Annotated in this window: 18 protein-coding genes and 1 tRNA gene; 9 read left to right on the top strand and 10 right to left on the bottom strand. The window is 74.3% G+C overall.

All coding sequences use genetic code 11. The annotated features are described in order from the left end of the window. The first annotated feature begins 5 nt into the window (after nt 1-5). Nucleotides 6-425: a DUF350 domain-containing protein gene (locus tag ACYVGT_RS22425; protein ID WP_460861845.1), complete on the top strand. Its 420-nt coding sequence runs from the start codon at nt 6-8 to the stop codon at nt 423-425. Continuing rightward, nucleotides 425-2,020: a polyamine aminopropyltransferase gene (locus ACYVGT_RS22420; RefSeq protein WP_460861843.1), complete on the top strand. Its 1,596-nt coding sequence runs from the start codon at nt 425-427 to the stop codon at nt 2,018-2,020. Before ACYVGT_RS22425 ends, ACYVGT_RS22420 begins: the two co-directional genes overlap by 1 nt. Nucleotides 2,021-2,054: 34 nt before the next feature. Here ACYVGT_RS22420 and ACYVGT_RS22415 read toward each other — a convergent pair whose 3' ends face one another. Together ACYVGT_RS22415 and ACYVGT_RS22410 are read right to left on the bottom strand one after the other, a co-directional pair. Beyond that, the gene (locus tag ACYVGT_RS22415) at nt 2,055-5,144 is read right to left on the bottom strand and encodes an AfsR/SARP family transcriptional regulator (RefSeq protein ID WP_460861841.1); all 3,090 of its coding nucleotides are present in this window, start codon (nt 5,142-5,144) and stop codon (nt 2,055-2,057) included. 146 nt (nt 5,145-5,290) lie between these two features. After that, a complete protein-coding gene (locus ACYVGT_RS22410) occupies nt 5,291-5,449 on the bottom strand; it encodes a hypothetical protein (RefSeq protein WP_460861839.1) in 159 nt (52 codons plus the stop codon). Between the two features lie 634 nt (nt 5,450-6,083). On the opposite strand from ACYVGT_RS22410, the gene ACYVGT_RS22405 reads away from it, so the two are divergent. The 3 genes from ACYVGT_RS22405 (at nt 6,084) to ACYVGT_RS22395 (ending at nt 8,581) form a co-directional block, all read left to right on the top strand. Beyond that, nucleotides 6,084-6,782 (top strand): hypothetical protein, encoded by a 699-nt coding sequence (locus ACYVGT_RS22405; RefSeq protein ID WP_460861835.1) that lies wholly within the window; start codon nt 6,084-6,086, stop codon nt 6,780-6,782. Nucleotides 6,783-6,785: 3 nt separating this feature from the next. Continuing rightward, nucleotides 6,786-7,544, top strand: a complete 759-nt coding sequence (locus tag ACYVGT_RS22400; RefSeq protein ID WP_460861833.1) for a hypothetical protein — start codon at nt 6,786-6,788, stop codon at nt 7,542-7,544. A gap of 356 nt (nt 7,545-7,900) precedes the next feature. Beyond that, entirely contained in the window at nt 7,901-8,581 is a 681-nt protein-coding gene (locus ACYVGT_RS22395; RefSeq protein WP_460861831.1) for a hypothetical protein, read from the top strand. A 28-nt stretch (nt 8,582-8,609) separates the two neighbouring features. Here the strand turns inward: ACYVGT_RS22395 and ACYVGT_RS22390 are convergent, their stop codons facing one another. Next, nucleotides 8,610-9,893 (bottom strand): hypothetical protein, encoded by a 1,284-nt coding sequence (locus ACYVGT_RS22390; protein WP_460861826.1) that lies wholly within the window; start codon nt 9,891-9,893, stop codon nt 8,610-8,612. Between the two features lie 171 nt (nt 9,894-10,064). On the opposite strand from ACYVGT_RS22390, the gene ACYVGT_RS22385 reads away from it, so the two are divergent. After that, a complete protein-coding gene (locus ACYVGT_RS22385) occupies nt 10,065-10,844 on the top strand; it encodes an NUDIX domain-containing protein (RefSeq protein ID WP_460861824.1) in 780 nt (259 codons plus the stop codon). 469 nt (nt 10,845-11,313) lie between these two features. Here the strand turns inward: ACYVGT_RS22385 and ACYVGT_RS22380 are convergent, their stop codons facing one another. Beyond that, a complete protein-coding gene (locus ACYVGT_RS22380) occupies nt 11,314-12,123 on the bottom strand; it encodes a PhzF family phenazine biosynthesis protein (protein WP_460861822.1) in 810 nt (269 codons plus the stop codon). 262 nt (nt 12,124-12,385) lie between these two features. Here ACYVGT_RS22380 and ACYVGT_RS22375 point away from each other — a divergent pair, with 262 nt between their 5' ends. The 3 genes from ACYVGT_RS22375 to ACYVGT_RS22365 all read left to right on the top strand — a co-directional run bounded on the left by ACYVGT_RS22375 (nt 12,386) and on the right by ACYVGT_RS22365 (nt 14,555). Further along, entirely contained in the window at nt 12,386-12,790 is a 405-nt protein-coding gene (locus ACYVGT_RS22375; protein ID WP_460861819.1) for a hypothetical protein, read from the top strand. Nucleotides 12,791-12,896: 106 nt separating this feature from the next. Continuing rightward, complete coding sequence (locus ACYVGT_RS22370) at nt 12,897-13,706, top strand: DUF2786 domain-containing protein (protein ID WP_460861913.1); 810 nt, start codon at nt 12,897-12,899, stop codon at nt 13,704-13,706. A 426-nt stretch (nt 13,707-14,132) separates the two neighbouring features. After that, nucleotides 14,133-14,555, top strand: a complete 423-nt coding sequence (locus tag ACYVGT_RS22365; RefSeq protein ID WP_460861818.1) for a PPOX class F420-dependent oxidoreductase — start codon at nt 14,133-14,135, stop codon at nt 14,553-14,555. A 57-nt stretch (nt 14,556-14,612) separates the two neighbouring features. On the opposite strand, the gene dnaN is transcribed toward ACYVGT_RS22365, so the two are convergent. The 6 genes from dnaN to ACYVGT_RS22335 form a co-directional block, all read right to left on the bottom strand. After that, nucleotides 14,613-15,764: a DNA polymerase III subunit beta gene (dnaN, locus tag ACYVGT_RS22360; RefSeq protein ID WP_460861814.1), complete on the bottom strand. Its 1,152-nt coding sequence runs from the start codon at nt 15,762-15,764 to the stop codon at nt 14,613-14,615. Nucleotides 15,765-16,033: 269 nt separating this feature from the next. Next, nucleotides 16,034-16,507 (bottom strand): DUF4442 domain-containing protein, encoded by a 474-nt coding sequence (locus ACYVGT_RS22355; RefSeq protein WP_460861810.1) that lies wholly within the window; start codon nt 16,505-16,507, stop codon nt 16,034-16,036. Nucleotides 16,508-16,539: 32 nt separating this feature from the next. Then, nucleotides 16,540-17,889, bottom strand: a complete 1,350-nt coding sequence (locus tag ACYVGT_RS22350; protein ID WP_460861808.1) for an acyltransferase family protein — start codon at nt 17,887-17,889, stop codon at nt 16,540-16,542. A 524-nt stretch (nt 17,890-18,413) separates the two neighbouring features. After that, entirely contained in the window at nt 18,414-18,863 is a 450-nt protein-coding gene (locus ACYVGT_RS22345; RefSeq protein WP_460861805.1) for a hypothetical protein, read from the bottom strand. A gap of 296 nt (nt 18,864-19,159) precedes the next feature. Then, nucleotides 19,160-19,247, bottom strand: a tRNA-Ser gene (locus ACYVGT_RS22340). Nucleotides 19,248-19,318: 71 nt separating this feature from the next. Further along, nucleotides 19,319-21,223, bottom strand: coding sequence for a MinD/ParA family ATP-binding protein (locus tag ACYVGT_RS22335; protein ID WP_460861803.1), 1,905 nt, complete (start codon nt 21,221-21,223; stop codon nt 19,319-19,321). Between the last annotated feature and the right edge of the window lie 232 nt (nt 21,224-21,455).

Raw genomic sequence — 21,455 nt, 5'->3', positions numbered from 1 at the left:
TAGCGATGTTCATCGTCTACGAAGCACTGGCCTGCCTCGCCTACGGCATCCTCGGCATGCTCCTCATGGCGGCCGGCTACGCGCTGGTCGACCTGCTCACCCCCGGGAAGCTGCACCGGCTGATCTGGACCGAGCGCAACCCCAACGCGGCCCTGGTGCTCGGGGCCAACACCGTGGGGGTCGCGATGGTGGTGGCCACCGCCATCTTCGTCAGCACCGGCGGCCTGGCCGAGGGCCTCGTCCTGGCCGGCGTCTACGGCCTGGTGGGGCTGCTGCTGATGGGCCTGTCGTTCCTGGCGATCGACCTGATCACGCCGGGCCGGATCGGCGAGGTCGTCACGCACGCCACCCTGCAGCCCGCCGCCTGGATCAACGCCTCCGCCCACGTCTCGGTTGCGCTGGTCGTCGCAGCGGCCATCTCCTGATGGCCCTCAGCACGACCGGCACCACCTCTGCGCGCCTGCCCGTTCGTCCGCGGTGGGCGCGCTTTCTCGTGCTGCTGGCGGTGTTCGTCTGCGCCGCGTGCGGCCTGGTGTACGAGCTGGCCCTGGTGGCGCTCGGCAGCTACCTGCTGGGCGACACCATCACCCAGGCGTCCATCGTGCTGTCCGTCATGGTCTTCGCGATGGGCATCGGGTCGCTGGCGTCGAAAGGGCTGACCGGGCGCCCGGCCTTCTGGTTCGCGATGGTCGAGGGGGCGCTGTCGCTGGTGGGCGGCCTCTCGGTGCTCGCCCTGTATGCGGCCTACGCCTACCTGTCGCTCTACCAGCCGGCGCTGATCCTGTGCGCTTTCACCATCGGCGCGCTCATCGGCGCCGAGATCCCGCTGCTGATGAAGCTGATCCAGCGCATCCGGGAGCAGGACGCGGCGGACGCGGTCGCCGACCTGTTCGCCGCCGACTACGTGGGCGGCCTCATCGGCGGCCTCGCCTTCCCGTTCCTGCTGCTGCCGGTGTTCGGCCTGGTGGAGGGCGCCCTCATGGTGGGCGCGCTGAACGCCGTGGTCGGCATGTGGGTGGTGCTCTGGCTGTTCCGGGCCGACCTGTCCCGGCGCGCCCGCGCGCTGACCGCCGGGTCGATGGTGCTGGTCGTGGCGGTGCTCTCGGGCGCCTTCGCCCTGTCCGGCCAGTTCGAGGTGACGGCGCGCCAGGCCCTCTACCGGGACCCGATCGTGCACGCCGAGCGGTCCGACTACCAGGAGGTGGTGCTCACCCGGTCAGGCCCGGACCTGCGCCTCTTCCTCAACGGCGACCTGCAGTTCAGCTCGCTCGACGAGTACCGGTACCACGAGGCGCTGATCCACCCGGCGATGGACGGGCCCCGCGATTCGGTGCTGCTCCTCGGCGGCGGGGACGGCCTGGCGGTGCGCGAGGTCCTGCGCTACCCCGACGTCGAACAGGTGACCCTGGTCGACCTCGATCCGGCGGTCACCCGGCTGGGCCGCGAGGACCCGGAGGTCTCCGCCCTCAACGAGGGCGCGCTGGACGACCCGCGGGTGGAGGTGGTGAACACCGACGCGTTCGGCTGGCTGCAGGAGAACCGGCGCGGCTACGACGTGGTGGTCGCCGACCTGCCGGACGCCGACGACGTCGCGACCGCGAAGCTGTACTCGGTGGAGTTCTACGGCCTCGCGCAGCACGCGCTGGCCGACGGCGGCCGGTTCGCCGTGCAGGCCGGCTCGCCCTACTTCGCGCCGGACGCCTACTGGGGCGTGGAGGAGACGCTGGAGGAGGCGGGCTGGAGCGCGCGGCCCTACCACGTCGACGTGCCGGCCTTCGGCGACTGGGGCTACTACCTCGCGGTTCCGCAGCAGGCCGGCGGAGCGGACGGCCCCGGCCCGCCCCTCGCGCTGCCCGAGGACGCACCGGAGACGCGTTTCCTCGATTCCGCCGTACTCGAGGCCGCGGAGGTCTTCCCCAAGGACCGCGCGGCCGCGGGCTCGGACGTCCGGGCGTCGACGCTGCTGGATCCGGCGATCATCTCCTACCAGCAGGACCCCGGAGCCTGGCAGGGCTACTGAGGGGCGGTGCCGCGCTGCCGCGGCAGTACGGCGGTCAGGACACCCGGGGCGCCGGGGCCAGCTCGCCCAGCGCGGCGCGCGCCTGCGCCGCCTCGGGGACGCCGATGTCGCCGAGGAGCTCGGCGGCAGCGGCGAGGTGGACGCCGGCGGCACCGGCGTCGCCCCCGGCCGCGTCGAGCAGGCCCAGACCGAGTAGCGCCCGCGCCTCCGCGTAGCGCTCCTTGCGTTCGCGGGCGATCTGCAGCGCCGACTGCTGGGCTTCGCGCGCCTCGCCGTGGCGGTCGACGGCGGCCAGCGTGGTGCCCAGCTCGGTCAGCACTTCGGCCTCGGCGTTGTGCAGGCCGGCGGAGCGGCCGAGTTCGAGGGCGCGGTGGTGCAGGGCCACGGCCTCCTGGGGGCGGCCGGCGGCCCGCTCGGCGACGGCCAGGCCGTTGAGCGCATAGATCTCGTCACCGTGGTCGCCGCTGTCCCGCGCCACGGCAACGGCCTCGGTCAGCCGGGCCGCGCCCTCCTCGGGGCGCTCCAGGCCGACGAGGGACTCGCCGACCACGCGCAGCGCCGAGGAGCGGAGATCTGCGGCTTCGTCGCCGGCGTCAAGGATCGCGCGCACTCCGGCGACGGCGCCCTCATAGTCGCCGAGGACCTGGCGGACCGCGCCGACATTGAGCCGCTGCAGCAGGGCGAGACGGCGGTCCGCGACTTCCTCGGCGTAGTTCAGCACACGCCCCAGCGCGGCCTCGGCGTCCCGGAAGCGGCCGAGCCGCTCGAAGATCATGCCCATGTTCGCGTCCACCCGCATGAGGCCGCGGGCGTCGCCGAGCCGCTCCAGGATGGCCCGTGCCTCGCCGAGCGTCTCCAGGGCGAGCAGGAAACGGCCTGCCATGCACTGGGCGATACCGAGCCCGATCAGGGTGACGGCGCTTCCGTGCTCGTTGCCCTCCCGTCGGCTCACTTCGAGCGCCTTCTCCTGGGTCGCGAGCAGCAGCTCGGTCCTGCCATGCGAGGCGTAGAAGCGCCAGACCGAGTCGGCGATCTGCCAGGCGTGCTCGCCGGCCCGGGCCGAGGCGAAGAAGTCCACGACGGACGCCAGGTTGTCCTGGTGCCGCTCGAACCAGGAGAGCGCCTCAGCGCGATCAGCTATCGCGTTCTCATACCGCGATGGCACGGTCCGCACGCCGTGTTCGTGGCCGCGCGGGCCAAGCTGGTCGGCGGCCTGGTCCGCGGTGTGCTCGTAGTACTCGGCAAGCCGCCAGCGGGCCTCCTCGGCCGCCTCGGGGCCGAGCTCGGTTGCGGCCTTCTGCCGTGCGTAGACGCCGATGAGGTCGTGGAACCGGTAGTGGTCGGCGCCGGGCTCGTCGAGCAGGCAGACGCTGACGAGCTCCTGCAGCAGGTCGTCGGCGTCGGGTGGGTCGAGGTCGAGCAGCGCGGTGGCGCCGAGCAGGTCGATGCTGGCCCCGATCATACTGCCGAGCAGGCAGAAGGCACGCCGCTGCTCCGGGGTGAGACTCAGGTACGACAGCTCGAAGACCGCCTCGACGCTCTGCCCGTCGACCTGGAGCTCGCGGAACCGCCGCCGCTGCTCACCGAGGCGCCGCTCGACGTGCGCGAACGTCCACCGCGGGCGGCTGAGCATCCGGCCGGAGACGATGCGCAGGGCGAGCGGAAGCCCGCCGCAGAGCCGGACCACCTCTGCGGCCCTGTCCTGCTCCTCACCGACCCGCTCAGGGCCGAGGACGGCGGTGAGCAGGTCCAGCGACTCGGCCTCGCCGAGCATGCCCAGCGAGACGTAGCCGACGCCGCTGAGGCCGGGCAGGTCGTTGCGGGTGGTGATGAGGGTCAGCGAGCCGGGCGCGGCCGAGAGCAGCGCGGCGACCTGGGCGTGGCCGATCGCGTTGTCGAGGACCACGAGGACCTTCCGGCCGGAGAGCCGGGCGCGCCACAGCGCCGACCGCTCCTCCGCGGAGTCCGGGACCGCTTCCGGCGCAACGCCGGTGGCGCGCAGCAGAGCGCCGAGCGCCGCGGCGGCGGCGACGGGCTCCTGGTCGGGGCTGTAGCCGTAGAGGTCGATGAAGAAGCGGCCGTCCGGGAAGTGCCCGGCGAGGCGGTGCGCCGCGTGCACCGCCAGCGCAGTCTTGCCGACCCCGCCCGGCCCGGTGACCACCCGCACGGCGGCCCGACCGCCGTCCTGCCCGCCCAGGGCCAGCAGCCGTTCGAGGTCGCGGCGGCGGCCGGTGAAGTCGGGGATGTCGCGGGGCAGGTCGTCGCGGGTCACCCAGGGCGCCGACTCGGCGCGCGACACCGGCTCGGGCACGGCGGGCAGTGCTTCGGCGGCCGTCCCCTGCGGGGGCGTGGCCGCGGCGGTACCGCCGGCGGAGTGGGCACCGCCGGGCTCGTCGGCGGAGCGCCCTTCGGTGTCGGTGAGGATGCGCTGGTGCAGCGCGATCAGCTCCGGGCTGGGGTCGACGCCGAGTTCCTCGGCGAGCAGCCGCCGGTTGTCCTCGTAGCTGGCCAGCGCGGCGGCGCGCTGGCCGGTGCGATAGAGGGCGGTCACCAGGAAGTAGCGCAGCCGCTCACGCAGCGGCTCCTCCCGGACCAGCGGGGTGAGGCGGGTGACGATGTCGCCGTGCCGCCCCAGCCCGAAGGCGCATTCGGCCCACTCCGCGACGGCCGCCCACCGCTCTTCGGACAGCGGCTGGACGAGGGTGTAGGTGATCTGCTCCGACCCGGTACCGGAGAACGGGGCACCGCGCCAGCAGTCCAGGGCGCGGTTCCACAGGACGAGCGCCTTCTCCTGGTCGCCGGCGCTGCGCGCCTCGGCGACGTGGGATCGGAAGCGGTGCAGGTCGACGTGCTCCGGGTCCGCGTCGGCCATGTAGCCGCCGGCCGTGGTGCGGATCAGGTCGGGGAAGGCCCGGCGGAGGTGCGAGATCTGCACCTGAATGACGGACTTCGCGGTGCGCGGCGGATCGTCGCCCCAGAGGTAGGCCACGAGGCGCTCGATCGGCACCTCTTTGCGCACGTCCACCAGGAGCGCACCCAGGATGCAGCGCTGCCGGGGGCCGCCGACGGCCACCGGCTCGCCGCCATTCCACGCCGAAATTGGGCCGAGCACGCCGAAATCCACAAACGGCACTGTACCAAGGCCATTTGCGGAGAACGGTCGCGTCGGTCCGAACAGCGGTGCCATTCGGCCGCCGAATTCCGTATTCGGCGCCGGGGTTCCGGCCACCGGTTTGTCACCCGGCGGGGTACCGGCCGGACGCAGCGGGCTCAGTCCTTGTCGTCGGCCTTCTCCTCGCGGCCCTCCTCCTCGGGGGCGGGCTGCGGCTGGTCGCCCTCGGCCGGGACCGGGTCCTCGAACGGCTTGAGCTTGGCGATGATCGCCTCGAACTCCGCGTCGATGCCGGGGCTCACGGGGGTTGCAGTCATTCGGGCCTCTCCTCTGCTGTCCTGTCCACGCTGTCCAAGCCGTCTTCTCCCTCGCATAGCGGTGCGGGGGTACTCGCGCCGGGGCTCCGCATCTTCGTCGCGCCCGCCACCGCCGTCGACCCACGGCTTGGTCTTGCCGGTGAACCGTCCGGGTCCCCGCTCGGAGCCCCGTTCCGCCTCCCCGCGGCCGACGGTGATCAGCATGCATCCTCCCCTGACACGGTGGGCCCGGCGCAGCCGGATACCCCGGGGCCGGAAGGAATCCGTCCGGCGGCGGGGCATCCGCGGGCCGTCCTCCCGCGGAGCCTCGGTCGCCGAACACGGCGACCTTATTGGCGCGGTCTTCTGCCGGCCTTTCAGTCGGGTTTCAGCCCTGCAGCGCGCGCTGCGGCCCGCCCCTACCGGGGCACCGGGGGAGGCGGGAGCCGGGGTGCGGGCATAGGCTGCCTCCCAGTGGCCGCCCCGGCCAGGACGGTGCCGACGCGGCGGCCGGACGCCGGGGCAGCGGCCCCGCGTCCCCAGCGGTGCACCGCGCCAGCACTGCCCCCGCTGGACGCAGGCCACACCCGATTTCCGTGACCGGATTCGGACTCTTCCGCCCCGAATCGCCCCCTCCGCCCTAGGCTTCGCACTCGTGGCTCACCACTACCCCGACCTGGCCGAAGACGACGGCCCCCCGCTTCCGCTGCCGCGCACCCTGCGCGGCCGCGCTCTAGCGGTGGCCGCAGTAGCCGTTCTGGCCGCGGTGCTCGCCGCAGCCGTGTGGGCGGGCGGCGGCTTCCAGGACGCCGAGCGGACGATGCTCACCACCGTGGATCCGGGGAAGACCGTGCGCACGCCCATGATGGCCGCGGCGGTGCACTCCGCGAGCGCCGGCCGCGACCCCGACACCGGCGGCTTCGTGCTGCGGGTCCGCGCCGACGTGGAGATCCTTGCCGATGCCCCCGTCGGTTCCGACGAGATCTCCCGGGTGGTCAAGCCCCGCTTCGGCCGCGACGACCTGCGCGCCGAGACGATGTCGATCGTCCTGCCGCGCCACCCGGAGGGCACGGTGTCCGAGCTCCAGCCGCGCGCCGGCGAGGAAGTGGAGCTGGTGTGGATGCTGGCCGAGGGGGACCCGACCGATACCGCGCCGAAGTCGTCGGCGGAGATCTTCGGTGAGGACCTCTTCGCCGAGCCGGACGACGTCTCGGAGCAGCTGGCCGCCGTCGACGCGGTGGAACTGACCCTGACCGGGGCGTCCTACGACCCCGGGTTCACCGATCCGGCGCGGTCCTGGGGCGACGACGGCAGCACCGCCGGCGTCGTCACACTCCCGCTTGAGGAGGACTGAGCCATGTCGGTCCGCTGGGGCACCGTGAGTGCGTCCGCCCTGCTCCTGGCGCTCCTGCTGGGGGCGCAGTCGCTGCGCATCCACCATGATGAGGAGCGCACCGAGCCGATCGCCGCGTCCGGAGCCGCGTCGGCGCCGGTTGACGCGCAGTCGTTCACCGCGGAGGTCGTCGACGTGTCCTTCGCCTCCGCGGTCGCCGAGGAGGACCCCTTCGACTTCGACGCGGGCGCGGACGCCGGCGGCGGTTCCGGAGCGGATCCCGGTGGCACCGGGGGCGCCGGCGCGGGGAGCGCCGGCGGCGGTGCCGGCTCCGGTGGTTCCGGCGCAGCGGAGGAACCCGGCGCGGAAGGGGTCCCGGCCCCGGCCGACGGCGCCGCGGAGGCGATCGAGGCGAACGGCGTCTGGGTCGTCGTGACCGTCGACATCACCGCCGCCCGCGAACACCTGGACCAGGTGAAGGCCGAGCTGGACGCCGGCGGCGGCACCGTCTACACGCACAACACCTGGCTCACGTCCGCACTGGGCTCGACCGGCACCGGCTTCCCGGCGGGGATACCGGTGCGCGGCTCCGTGCTGTTCGAGGTTCCGCCCGGCCAGCTGACGGCACCGGAGCTGCGGCTGAACGCGTTCTCCGGGCTCGACCGGCGCCTGTCCGGGCTCGCCGAGATCGATCTGGAGCTGTCCGGTTCGGACCTGCGCTCGGCCGTGGACGGCGCCGAACCCGCCCTGTCCGTCCCGCCCGCCGCACAGCAGGAGGTGTGACCGGCATGCACCCTTCTCCCCCTCCGGGGCCTTACGGGCCGCGCCCTGCGCATGGACCGCACGGCGGCCCCGGCCCCTACGGCCCGCCGCCCCCCGGCCCGCCCGGCGGCTACCCGCCTCCGCAGGGACCGCCGCCGATGCAGGGGCCCCCTCCGGGGTACCCGCCGCAGGGCCCGCCCCCGGGATACCCGCCGCAGGGGCACCCGCCCTATCCACCGCCTCCGCCGCACGCGCCGCCGCAGCAGCAGCCGCCCCCGCCGCATGCGCCGCCGCCCGGCCAGCATGCCCCGCAGAGGCCCTGGCAGCCTCCCGCTCCCCCGCCGGCCGGTCCGCCGCCGCACCAGCAGCAGCCCGGCATGCCCGCGGACGGCCGCGAGCAGCGGCACGGGCGGCGGCACTCCGGCCGCGGAGGACCGGAGGGGAGGGGCGGGCCGCGCGCCCCGCTGTGGCGGCGGCTGCAGCTGCCCGCGGTGGCCGCGCTCGCAGTGATCGCGCCGGTCAGCCTCGCGCTCCCGTGGTGGCTCGAACGGTCCGAGATGCAGGAGCGCGGGACGATCCCGCCGGACCCGGCCCGCGCCGACGGCGGCTCGGGCACGCTCGCCGGCAGCGAATGGGAGATCGGCGGGCTGCTGGTGGACGAGATCGGCGAGCAGGACCCGCCGCCCGAGGGCGTCGCGCTCGTCGACGTCGTGTTCCGGACGGTCCCGTCGGACGCCGCGGCCGCGGACCTGCTCGCCTCCTGCACCTTTGAGGCCACCGACCGAAGCGGGCGCACCTGGCAGCCCGACTCCTCCTTCGACCTGCGCGCCTCGGTCACCGAGGCCGGCGCGATGCTGCCCGGCATGCTCGGCTGCTCCGGCGAGGACGGCGGTGCGCTGCCCGCCGGGGAGGAGGCGCCGATGCTGGTCAGCTTCCTGGTGCCGGAAGAGGCGGCCGAGGAGCTGACCTTCACGGTGCGCGTCGACACCCGCTCCACGGACGACGGCGGTCCGGGCATGCCCGCGGCACTGGAGTTCGAGGCGCCCGAACCGGAGTAAGCCGCGCGGGCAGCCCCGCCGCCGCGCCTCAGGCCGGCGCGGAACTGCGCGCGCGGCGCCCGCGCGCGGGCCCGCCGGAGGCCCGCAGGATGAGTTCGAAGGCGGCGGCCAGCAGGCAGATCCGCAGCAGGTACTTGACCGCTTCCAGCGCGATCTCCATCGGCTCCAGCCACGGCCACCAGAAGCCGAGGAACTCGCCGGGGCCGACAGCGGTGTAGATGCCGCGCTCCATCCAGTCGAAGCCCAGCTCCAGCAGCACGTAGTAGAGCGAGAAGGACAGGTAGAAGACGGGGCTCACGCCGAGGATGAACCGGAAGGCGTTGAGGAACGGCACGTACTTGTCTGCGGCGTCCCGGCGCAGCCAGCGCGCACCGGCCTTGAACGGCCCCTTCCGGGTCAGCGCCTGCTCCATCCGGTCGGCGCGGCTGCCGCGGCGGAACAGGCCGCTGTAGCGGTCCATCTGGGCGCCGTAGATGACCGCGGTGATCGTCAGCCACAGCACCGGCTCCACGAACGCGCCCTTGAGCATCTCCCAGACGGTCGCAGCGGCGGTGACCGCGCCGAGTACCGCGGCCTGCAGGGGGAGCGGGAAGACGAGTTCGTTGAACCAGGCCAGCGTGCCCATGGCCGCGTCGTGCACGGCGACGGCCGCGGCGCGCCCGCTCATCCAGGTCCAGAAGGACGTGGCCATCTGCACAACGGTGAAGACGCCGAGGAACATCCAGGTCGACTCGAAGAGCGCGGTGGCCACGCCGGCGGCCTTGTTCCCGGAGCGGTTGTAGAGGTGCTCGAACAGCGCGCGCAGGCCGAAGGCGCCCAGCGCGATCGCCAGCAGCGGCCCGGTCATCTCGACGGCGCCAAGGTCGAACAGCGTGTCCAGGCCCTGGTCGTTCACCGCGGTGGTGAGGAACTGGCGGAACTCCTCGGCGAGGAGGTCCCAGGCGCTGTAGAAGATGAGGAACGGCAGGATCGCCATCGCGACGGCATCCACCACGTTCCGCTCGGCCTCACCGATGGTGCGCCGGCCCTCGCCGGCACGCATCCGGCGGTACTCGGCGTCCACGTTCGGCAGCGCTGGCCGCAGGAGGTGGAACATCACAATGTAGCCGGCGAGTTGGAGCAGGAGGACGATGCCGAGCACCGCGTAGCCGAGCACCGGTTCGAAGCCGGAGAGCTTCGCCATCCCCCGCAGCGCCATGCGGTGCAGGAAGTCGGCGAGGAACCAGACGCACAGGAGCGGCGCCCAGTACCTGCGGGCGAGGTCGAGGGCGTAGAGCGGGAGTCGCGCCGCAAAAGGGGCTGAGCTGGCCATCGACGGTGAATCCTAGCGATTGGGGCGCTACCGTGGCCGCCTTGGCCGCATTCGGCCTCGCCTGCGCAGCCGGGTGCGATAGGAACGGGGGCGGCGGGCCGCGGTGCGGTGCGCGTGCGGCACGGGGCGTGTTGCGGGACGGATACGGCGTCGGGACGGAGAGGAGCCGAGGTGGGCGAAGGCGACGGCAACGGCTGGGTGAAGCTGGCGGACGGCAGTTACCGGTGGGGGCGGTTCGGAGCATCCGGCCTGCTCCTGCACGCGGCCGGGGAGGACGGGCGGACCCGCGTCCTGCTGCAGCACCGGGCCGCATGGAGCCACCAGGGCGGCACCTGGGGACTGCCGGGCGGCGCGATGGACTCGGAGGAGACCTCGGTGGCGGCAGCGCTGCGCGAGTTCGGCGAGGAGGTGGCCGGTGATCTGGGCGACATCGATGTGACCGGCATCTTCCGCGCCGACGCGGGGACGTGGCACTACGACACCGTACTCGCGGCCGCCGACGCGCAGCGCCCGTTCAGCGCGGGCAACGCCGAGAGCGAGGAGATCCGCTGGGTCGCCGCCGACGAGGTGCCGCAGCTGGTGCTGGTCCCCGCATTCGGCGAGGCGTGGCCGCTGCTGGCGGCGGCGCTGCCGGCCCGGTTGCGCGTCGCAGTCGACGCGGCGGCGGTCCTCGGCGGCGAGCCGGCCCCGGACGCGGCCGCGGACCTGCGCGACGCGCTGGCGCGTATCGCCTCCGACGGCATCGCGGGCGGCGCCGTCCCCGACCCCGCGGCGCTCCCGGAGCTGCACCTCTGGTACCCGCGGTTCCGGCTCTTCACCGATGCCCCGATCGGCCCTGCGCCCGGCGTTGAAGTGGCCCGGGCCGGCGCCGAGGCGCCCGCGCCGTGGCTCCGGGTCAGCCAGGACTGGCTCGCCGCGGCCGGCCTTTCGGGCCTGCTCCGCTGCGTGTAGGGACCCCTGCGGCCTGCGCCGCCCGGTGCCTGTCGGAAGGCGCGCCGCCGTGGCCCGAGCCGAGCGGAGCAGCACGGCCACCTGGCGCGCCCTGGGCCGCACCGGGCAGGGCGGGGGGTTCATCCGGGGGCCGGTCCGGCTGGAGCCGGAGGCCGCCTCGCCTCCGGCGGCCCGGCGCCGGTGCCCCCCGGCCGCCGGAGGCGCTGAACGCCGCGGCGCCAGCGGGCTGCGCGGGTGCGCCCGCCGGAGCGCCGGCCGGAGGACCGGGCGCCGGCCGCTAACGCAAGCGCAGTACTCGACGGGTGCTCTTTGCGCTCCGGGCGCCGGATTCCGGCATCGCCGGGCCGCAGCGCCAATTTCCCCGGACCGGATCCCCGCAATTCCAGCCGCCCGGAGCAACGCACCGCAGCACCGGGCGGCGGCAAATTCCGCCCCGTTCGGAATTCACTATTCAACGGTCCGATATGTGTCAGTACAGCAGGCGGCCCTCACCGACGGAGACCGCGCTGCCGCCGATGGCGACGCGGTCGGGCGCATCGGCGGGCAGCCGCAGCTGCAGCACACCGCCGCGGGCCGAGACCTGCTCCGCGGAGAACGCCTCGCGCCCGAGCCGCCCGCCCCACAGCGGCGCCAGCGCGGTGTGCGCGCTTCCGGTCACCGGGTCTTCCGCCACGTCCACGGCGGGGGCGAAGAAGCGGGAGACGAAGGCGTGCTCGGCGCCGGGCTCCTCGGCCGCGGTCACGATGACTCCGCGGTCGGCGTAGGGCACCAGGGCCGCCCAGTCCGGGCGCAGCTCGCGCACCTCGCGGGCGCTCGCCAGCTCCACCACCAGGTCTCCTGTCCCGGCGGCGCCGGCCCAGCGCGGTTCGGCGCCGAGGGCGGCGGCGAGGCCGTCGGGAACCGGCACCTCGCGCGGCGGATTGGCGGGGAAGTCCATCCACAGCAGCCCGTCCGCCCGTGTGACGGACAGCGTCCCCGCCGCCCGGGTGGCGAACCGGACCGGCTCCTCGGCGCGCTCCTCGCTGAACAGGACGTGCGCGGCCGCGAGCGTGGCGTGGCCGCACAGGTCGACTTCCACGGAGGGGGTGAACCAGCGGAGCCCGTACGGACCACCGGTCTGCGACGGCCGCACCACAAACGCGGTCTCCGAGAGGTTGAACTCCGTGGCGATGTCCTGGGCCCGGTCGCCGTCCAGCGGCGCGTCGGTGACCACCACTGCGGCGGGGTTGCCCGCGAAGGGGCGGTCGGTGAAAGCGTCCACGATGCGGTAGGGCGTCATGGCGGCCACGCTAACAACCGGTGTCTCCCCGGCCCGGGAGCGCACTGCGGGCGCGGAGGCGGCGCGCCCTCCGCCGGCCGGCCGTCTCCGGCCGTCCCCGGCCGTCCCGGGCGGCGCATGCGGGCACTTACCGGGGCCGCATCTCGTTGGGCGGAGTGCACGGCCTGCGCGTCAGGGGTAAGTCAGGGGTGGGCCCTGATGGATTGCCTGCGATGCGCGGGCAGTCTGGATGGGAACGGTCCCGGCTGCGAAGGAGAAGGACATGACGCTGGAGCGCGGCAACGCATTCACCCCCGTCGCCTCGGCGACGATGCTGTGGCCCTGGGGGTGGGCTACCGGCGCGGGTGTCGCCACCGGTGCCCTGTCCCTGCTGGGCAACGGGTTGGCGCTGAGCAGCGGACTCACCACCGGAATCTTCTTCTTCGCCCTGGTCGGCGGCGCCGTGGCGCTGCTGTCGTCGAAGGGCGACCGCCGGGCCCGCCGCTGGGCGTCGCAGTACCCGTGGAAGTTCGCCGGCCCTCCGGCGCTGCTCGCCGGCCTGGGCGTGGGGGTCGTCACGATCTTCTCCGGCGGGCTGTTCGCCGGGATCGGCCTCGGGCTCATCACGGCCGCCGTGCTGTGGGTGATCCTGGGCGTCATCGGCACCGTCGCGGGCGGCCGCAACTGAGGGGCGCGGCGCTGAGGGCGCGGGCGGGTGGCCGGTAGGCTCGGAGCCGGTCACCGAGAGGAGCCCGTTGACTTCCCACACGTCCGTCGACGACGCCCGAGCGAAGATGGTCGAACGCGTCCGCGGCCTGCTGCGGATGGCCGAGGACCCGTCCGTCACCGACGCGGAGAGCCAGGCGTTCACCGCGAAGGCTGCCGAACTGATGACGCGGCACGCCATCGCCGAGGCGGAGGCGCGCGCCCAGCGCGGCGAAGAGGCCGAGTCCGTCTCGCGCCTCGACTTCCCCGTGTCCGGTGTCGGCGGGCACGGCAAGGCGCGGGTGAAGGCGCTGGCCGGCATTGCGGCCGCGCTCGGCTGCCAGTCCGCGGTGCGCGGCAACACCGCCGCCAACACCGAGCGGACCCTGATCATCGTCGGTACGGACACTGCGCTGGACTCGCTCCGCGTACTGCTGCCCTCCATCACCCTGCAGATGGAGGCGTCCGCGCGGTTCACGGCGCGCAACCACATCGCCGACCTGCGCGAGCTGCGCAACCTCGACCGGTCTGCGCTGGCCACCGAGCGCAGCCGCTTCTACCGGTCGTTCATCCGCGCCTACGGCTATGCGGTGGCCGAGCGCATCAAGGAGCTCCGCGCGCGGCTGCGCGAGGAATCCGACGACGCCGACGGCGACGAGGGCGGCAGCAGCGAGGGTGCGGCCGGCGGAGCAGGAGCCGACCTGGTGCTCCGCGCCGACGTGAGCCGTGTCCAGGAGGACTTCCAGCGCCGCTTCCCGCAGTTGAAGCCGACGCGTCCGGAGCGCACCCACCATCGGGCCGGCGCCCGCGCGGGCTACCTGCGCGGCCGCAGCGCCCAGCTGGGGATGGAGACCTCGGTCGGCGGCGGGGACACCTCGTCGCTGCCGCACGGCACCTGATCCGCCCCGCACCCGGCTTACCCGCGGCACCGTTCCGGCGCGGCCGCTGCCGCCCGGTGCGCCCCGCATCCGTCCGCCGCGCCCGTTGCGCGGCGCCGTGTCCCCGGAGGCACCCGCAGGCCGGATTGCCCCTGCGGCCTCCGTTCCTCACCGGTGTCCCCGGGCGTCCCCAGTTGTCCACATAGCCTGTGGATAAACCTGTGTACAAGCAGGGGATTGCCGGTGGATAACCCTATTTTCCCGGGTCAGCCCTGTGGAAAAACGGGGCAGACCCCGCTCTGGCGCCCGGATACGGCCCGCAACGGCCGCCCCGCCGCGAAGTGATGGAGGTCACTCTTCGGGGAAGGGAAGGGGAGAGAGCAGCGCCGCCGAGCGGCCGAGATCCGCGCACCGGTGCGACCCGACTGCCGACGGGAGTCTGCCGGAATGACCCAAGCCACGCTCAGGCCCTTCCGCTCCTACAAGACCGGAGCCCTCACCACCTACGCCAGCGACGGGGTGACCGGAACGGACACCCCGGTCAGCTACGTCGTCGACGGCGACCGGGTGCTCTTCCGCACCTGGGAAGACTCCGCCACCGCGGCGCAGCTCCGCGACCATCCGGTGGCCGACCTCCGCCCGTCCAGCTACCGCGGGCAGCCGTGCGGGCAGCCGGTGCGCGGCCGGGTCCAGCTGCTGGAGGGCCCCGAGGCGCGGCACGCGAGCCTGCTGCTGCAGCGGCGCCACCCGGTCCTGCAGCGCTGGGCCGTGCCGATCTCCCAGCGGCTGCTGCGCTACCGCAGTCTGCACTACGCGCTCCTGCCGTTCGACCGCGATCAGATCCGCAGCAACGAAGGCTGCCCGGACTGACCTGCTCCCGCCTTCCCGTACCCGCCGCCCGCACCCCGCGGCGGGGGCGGGAGCGGTTCAGACCGATCGGAGCGGCATCACCAGGTAGCGGAACTCTGCACCGCCGGTTTCCGCGATGACGACGGGGCGAGTGGGCGCGGCCATCCGGATCCGGACCGCTTCGGTGCGGACCGCCGCGAGGCCGTCCAGCAGGTAGCCGGGGGCGAAGGCGATGCGGATCGGCGCACCGGAGTAGTCGGCGGCGAGCGCCTCCGCGGCCTGGGCGTCCTCGCCGGAACCGGCCTCCAGGACCACTTCGCCCGGCCGGAAGGAGAGCCGGACCGGCGAGGTGCGGTCGGCGACCAGGGCGACCCGCTTGACGGCCTCCACCAGCGGCCCAGCGGCAACGTCCGCCGTCTCCTCGAACGCGTCGGGGAAGCGGGACTCCACTTCCGCGAAGTCGCTGTCGATGAGGCGGGACGTCGTGCGCCGGCCGCCCGCATCGAAACCGATCATGCCCTCGCTGCGCACCGCCGCGGCGCCGGCGCCGGCGCCGAGCGGCAGCGTGCTGAGCGCGATGGCCGCCTCGTCTGCGGCGGAGAGGGAGCGGGCGATGTCGTGCAGAGTTCGGGCGGGCACCAGCGCGGACGCGGCGGGGTCGGGGTGGTCGGCGTGCCAGTCGAGTCGGCGCAGTGCGATCCGGTAGCGGTCGGTGGCGGCGAGAGTGAGCTCTTCGCCGCCGAATACGACGTGCACGCCGGTGAGCATCGGCAGGGTGTCGTCCCGGCCCGCGGCCGGCACCACCTGGCGGATCGCGGCGGCCAGGTCGGCTGCGGGTGCGGTGCCGACTCGGGCGGGCATGTCGGGGAGCCGCGGGTAGTCCTCCAGCGGAAGGGTGAGCAAAGTGAAGTGCGCGTGGCCGCAGGTGAGGCGGACGCGCGCGCCGTCGGCCGCAACCTGGACGGGGGCGTCGGGCAGCATGCGGGCGATCTCGGCGAGCAGCCGGCCGGAGACCACCGCGGCGCCGGTGCCGCTGCCCGGTCCGGCTGCGGTGATGGGAACCTGCGAGCGCGCCGACACCTCGTAGTCGAAGCCCGAGAGGCGGAGCTGCCCGCCGCCGGCCTCCATCCGCAGTCCGGCCAGCACGGGGACGGCGGGACGCGCCGGGAGCACCCGGGCAGTCCACGCGACCGCTTCGGCGAACGCGCTCCGCTCGACGCTGAACTGCACCCGACCACCCGCCCCTGCTCCCCCGGCGCCGCGTGTGCACCGGTCGCCGACCGCCCGGACGGGCCGACCGTATCCCCCGCGGCCGAGCGCGGGAAGGCCCGTTCCTGCCGCACCGATCCTGCTGGGGCGGGTGGGAGTGCGGAGGCTGCGGGGGCGGGCGCGGGCCACCGCGAGCACGCGGAGCGGGGGGCAGCCGAGTCGGCCCGCCGCGTGCAGCGGGCCGGCTCGGCAGGGGCGGAGGCGGACCTCGGGGCCGCCGACCGGCCGCGTTAGGCGGGGTTCTTGTTCGGCTTCAGGGTCCAGCGGACGGTCATCCGGCCGGTGACCGTGCCGTCGGTGGTGCGCAGCTCGATGTCGACCGGGAACTCGGGCCGCTCGCCGGCGTCGAGTTCGGCGAGGACGTCGGCGCGGTCCCGTCCCAGGACGGCCTCGGCGACGATGTCGCCCATGGCCAGCTTGGTGTAGTGGATCTCCGCGGAGACCGCGAGCGGAACGGCGCGGTCGAGCGTGTCGCCGAACGTGCCGATGACGATGGCCCCGGACGCCGACTCGGCGAGGGTGAACATGGCGCCCGCGTGCGGTCCGGCCAGGTGGTTGTGGTGCGCCGGCTCGTCCGGGAGGCGGAGGACGGCGCGGCCGTGCTCCAGCTCCTCGAAGACCACGCCGAGGGTGCGGGCGAAGGGGACGGCGGCCAGGAAACCGGAGGCGACCGCGTCCGACTCTGCTGAGCTCATGGTGGACATGGCGCCATGTTACTCGCGAGTAACAGCAATTGTCACCCGGCTGCACCCAGCGGCATCGCCCGCGGCGCCAGCGGCAGCGTGATCGCGAGCCCGCCGGCCACCGCGGCGGCGCCCACCGCCGGCAGCGGACCGGTGCCCAGGCCGGCGACGGTCAGCAAGAGCAGGCCGCCGCCCATCAGGCCGGCCGCGGCGAGCGCGCGCACCCGCCCCGGGTCGCCGCTGAGCCGGCGCGGCGGCACCTCGAGCCGGACCGCCCAGCGCGCCACCGCCCACAGCAGCGGCACCAGCAGGACCGCTCCGGCCAGGATCCACAGGCCCCACATCGGCGAGAGCGGCGCCGGGGTGGCCATCCCGACCCCGGCCACCAGGACCGCGGCGATCAGGACCAGCGGCGCCATGTGCCAGAGGTAGACGGCCATCAGCCGCGGCCCGGCCCATCCGATGAACCGCGCGGGTACCGGGCGCCCGCTCCAGACGGCGATCCACGGGCGCAGCAGGAGGGCGATGCCGATCTGGCCGACGCCGAGCGCGGCGAGCACCATGGTCGGCGGAGAGACGTTGGACGCCTCGACCGCGAACACCCCGGTCATATTCGCCGAGTGCGGACCGAGCGCGGCGAGCCCGACGGCCGTGCCGAAACCGCCGGCCGCCATGGCCGCGGCGGGGATGCGGCCCACCGCGCCCGCGCTGTAGCGGAACCCGAACTGGTGCACGGCGAGCCAGACGAAGGCGATGTTGGCGTAACCGACAGCGTCGACACCGGAGCCGAAGCGCAGCGCGTCGACCGCCGTGGCTCCGGCCAGCAGCGCCACCGGGACCCGCCAGCCGTACTTCAGGTCGGCGATCGAGAGCAGCGGCGTAGCGACGATGACGAGCACGTACACGGCGAGGAACCAGAGCACCATCCCGGCCGCGTGGGTGGCCACCGACAGCGGCTGGTCGGATACTCCGACGGCGTCGAGCAGGTAGGAGGCGGGGATCCACGCGGCGGTCAGCGGGACCACGGGCCACGCCAGCCGGCGCAGCCGCCGCGCGATCCACTCCGAGGAGCGTCCCCCGCGGGCCTTGGCGGCCCGGTGGCTCTGTACGTTGACGGCGCCGCCGACGAAGAAGATCAGCGGCATGACCTGGACGAACCAGGTGACGATGTAGCCCCCGTCGGTGCTGAGCACGGTGTCCAGCCGCAGCTCTCCGGTGCCGGCCTCGTAGGCGAGCACCGGCAGTGACCAGTGCTGCAGCACGACGAGCACGATCACGAAGAGGCGCAGCGCGTCGAGGAAGAGGTCGCGGCCCTCGCCGGGCACGCTGCGCCGCCGCTCGGGTGACTGCCGCCGCGCCGGGGGAGAGGCGTCCTGCACTGCAGAGGCTGCAGAGGGGGTCATCGATCGCTCCTTGCCGTTGCGGCGCTCCGGGCGCGCGCTGCGCGCTCGGACCGGTCCCGCGGAACGCGTCCCGCCGCAGTGCGGCAGGCCGGGCCTTTCCGCGGGTCCGACGCCCCCGGTTCTTCGGTGGTTCGACCCTACGGACGCCGATACCGGCCCCGCGATGGTGCGCAGATCCCGAATCGGCGGCGGCGGACCCGACCGCGCTTCGGGGTGCTAGCACCACCCCGTCCAGCTCGGGCCCTGGGGGACGCAAGGGCGCGGCGAGCGCGCCCGCCGCGCCCTTCGGCGCGGCAGGGGCCGCGGAGCCGCTCCGGTCCGGATGTGGCCCGCGTCCCACGTGTCACGCAACGGTACCCGCGTTTCCGGCGCCCCGGTCCGCCCCCGGCGGTCCTTCCCCCCACCGCGCGTCCGGATCTGCGCAGACGTCGGTGATCCGTCCAGGTGTGAAGGCCATCTCGTGGCTGCACCCTGCCGTCGCGGGCAGGATCCCGTCCAGCATCAGCACCCCGCTTTGGCACTACTCATACTGCACTCTTGCCCATCGCGGCGATGTAGTCAGCACTTGTTTCGATGAAGCTGCCAAGGGCCTCGCGGTGTCTACGCCCCGCTGCTTCCACCTCGGGCTCCTTCGACGCATCGGTTCGCCATACTCTGCCCAGCTCCTTTCCCGCTTCGTTCAGCTCGCGAAGCGAGAGGCGTACTGAAGGAGCACGGCACACGATGCTGATGTGCGCCTCGGCCAATCGGTAGTCCTGAAGGTTCCAGGCAGACACCCGATCCGCGACCCCCAGACTGCGTTCCTCCCAGACGCGGTTCCGGTAGTCGTTGGCAAGGGCAACGAGCTGGGCGCTCCGGGCAACCATCAGCATCATGCGATCGTCGTGCTTCTCGGACCTCTTCACGAGGTACTGACTGAGAAGCGTGGCCCCTGCACCGATGAGTGTTCCGATGAGTCCGATCCATGCCGCCACGTGAGCCCTTGCAAAGGGAGGGGGTCTCCACAATTCCCGATAGGCCGCCCAGTGAAGCTCATGCGGCATGGCCGCCTACGGCCTGGCACGCCATACGGGACCTCGGAACACCGGGGCTGTTCGGGATGTCTGGGTGATGAGCTGCGCGAACGCGCGCGGAGGCATTCCGCGAATATTCCGCAGACGCCCGCTGCGGGCTGCACACGGGGGCACACGGCTGCATCGGCCCGGACACGCGAAGACCCCCGCTTCGGTGGTGTTTCACCACGTCAGTGGGGGTCTCGGCGGCGCTGCAGCGGAGGGTGTGGGATTCGAACCCACGAAGCCCCGTAAGGACTTAACGGTTTTCAAGACCGTCGCACTCGGCCGCTATGCGAACCCTCCTGGCCGGCATGCCGGACTGGACCGATGCTAACCCACACCTCGGGCCTCCCCGGCCGGGAGGCCCGAGGGTGTCAGCGGGGCCAGGCGAAGGCTTCGCCGACGGTGGCGGAGAGGCGGAGGTAGGCGTCCCGGGTGGACGTGGCCAGGCGCTCCAGGTCGACTTCGGCGCCCTCCTCCAGGTGCGGGTCCCACGGCACGCGCACCACAGCGCGGCAGCGCCCGGCGAAGTGCTGCTCGAGGCGGTCGAGGTCGACCGAGCTCTTGCCGCTGGAGCGGACCATGGACAGGACGACGACCGCGCCGCGCACCAGGTAGCCGTACTCGTGCGCCTCCAGCCAGTCCAGCGTGGCGCTGGCGCTGCGGGCACCGTCCACCGAGGGTGAACTGACGAGCACGACCTGGTCGGCCAGTCCCAGCACGCCGCGCATCGCCGAGTGCAGCAGTCCGGTGCCGCAGTCGGTGAGGCAGATCGAGTAGTAGTGCTCCAGCAGCCGGGTGACCTCGCGGTAGTCCGACTCGCTGAACGCCTCGGAGACCGCCGGGTCGCGGTCGGAGGCGAGGATCTCCAGCCGGCTCGCGGCCTGCGAGGTGAACCCGCGGATGTCGGCGTAGCGGGTGATCGCGTGCTGCTCGTTGAGCAGGTCCCGGATGGTCGCCGCGGTCTCCAGCCGCACCTTGTCCGACAGCGTGCCGCGGTCGGGGTTGGCGTCGACGGCGAGCACCCGGTCCCCGCGCAGCGAGGCGAGCATGGAGCCGAGCGCGACCGTCGTCGTGGTCTTGCCGACGCCGCCCTTCAGGCTGAGCACCGCCACCCGGTGGTGGCCGCCCGCGACGTGCGTGCGGGCGCGGCCGACCAGCTCGTTGCGGCGCTTGTCGGCCGCCGACTCGCCCGGGCTCACCAGGCCCAGCGACGCGGCGTGCACGGCCTTGCGCCAGCCGCCGCGCGGCTTGCTCTTCTTCCCGCCGCCGCGCACCAGCGCCGAGGTGTCCAACTCCTCCGGTCCCGCCTGGATCGGCGGCTGCTCATAGGGCTGGGGACCGTAGCCGGCCGGCCCGTACTGCTGGGGCTGCCCGTAGGGCGGCGCCCCATACGGCGCACCCGGCTGCGCGGGCGCCCCGTAGGGCGGCGGCCCCTGCTGCCCTTGCTGGCCCTGCGGCGGCGCGAAGCCGGCGTTCGGCTGCGACGGATGCTGCGGCGGCGCCGGCTGCTGCTGCGCGGGCCCGGCGCTGTACGGCGCGGCAGGAGGCTGCTGCCCGGTCTGGGCCGGCGGCCCCCAGGCAGCGGCCTGGGGGTCGGGCTGCGGCGGGGCCGGCTGCGGGGCCGCCGGATGCCCCTGCGGAGGCTGCTGCCCCTGCCCCTGGGGCTGCGGCTGCGGCTGCGGCTGCGGCCGCACCGGAGCGGGCGGCGCGCTGTGCAGGAGCGACTGGTGCCCGCCGGTCAGCTGGCCCCACTGGTGCTCTGCGGGTGCGCCGCCGGACGGCGGCGCGTGCCCGCCGGCCTGCTCCGGCGCTCCCGGACCGCGCTGCGGTGCCGGCGCCTGCTGAGCGGGCGGCGGAGCGGCTCCGCGGCCCGCGGTGGTGCGCCCGCCCGGGCGCACCGGCACGGTCCCTTCGAACTCGTCGGTGCCGCCGGGGGCGGCGCCCGCGGGTGCGGGGCCGGGGCCCAGCCGAACGGTCTCGTCCCCCGGGTCCGCTCCGTCCGCACCGGGGAGCGCGGGGCCGGCTGGCGCAGCAGACCCGGCGGCCGGCGCGCCCGCACCTCCCGGGTTGAGGCGCACGGTGCTCTCGCCGGCCTCGTCGGCTTCCGGCAGCGGAGCGGGCTCCGGCGGCTCCTGGGCGGCCGGCTCCGGCGCGCTCGGGCCGGCGCCGGCCGGACCGCGCCGGGGCGCCAGCCGGACGGTCTGCGGCTCGGCGTCGTCGATGGCGCCGTCGTCGGGCGCCTCAGCGAGCGGCGGAAGCATCTCGGGCTCGGGCACGTCGTCCCGGCGCGGCGGCGCCGGATGCGGCGGCTGCACCGGTTCGGGGGCGGAGGGCCCGGGCGGCTGCTGCGGCTCCGGCGCAGCGGGCTGCCGCCCTGCTTCGGGTACCGGCGCGTAGGGAGCGGCCTGCCGCACGGAGGGCGGGCGCCCCGGCCGCCCGCCGCGCTGCGCGGGTGCGGCGGGGGGCCAGGTCCCGGGCGGCCCGGGCGGGGGTGCCTGCGGACCGGAC

This window comes from Nocardiopsis coralliicola (assembly GCF_054779695.1).
This window is presented reverse-complemented; position numbering and strand designations above follow the sequence as displayed.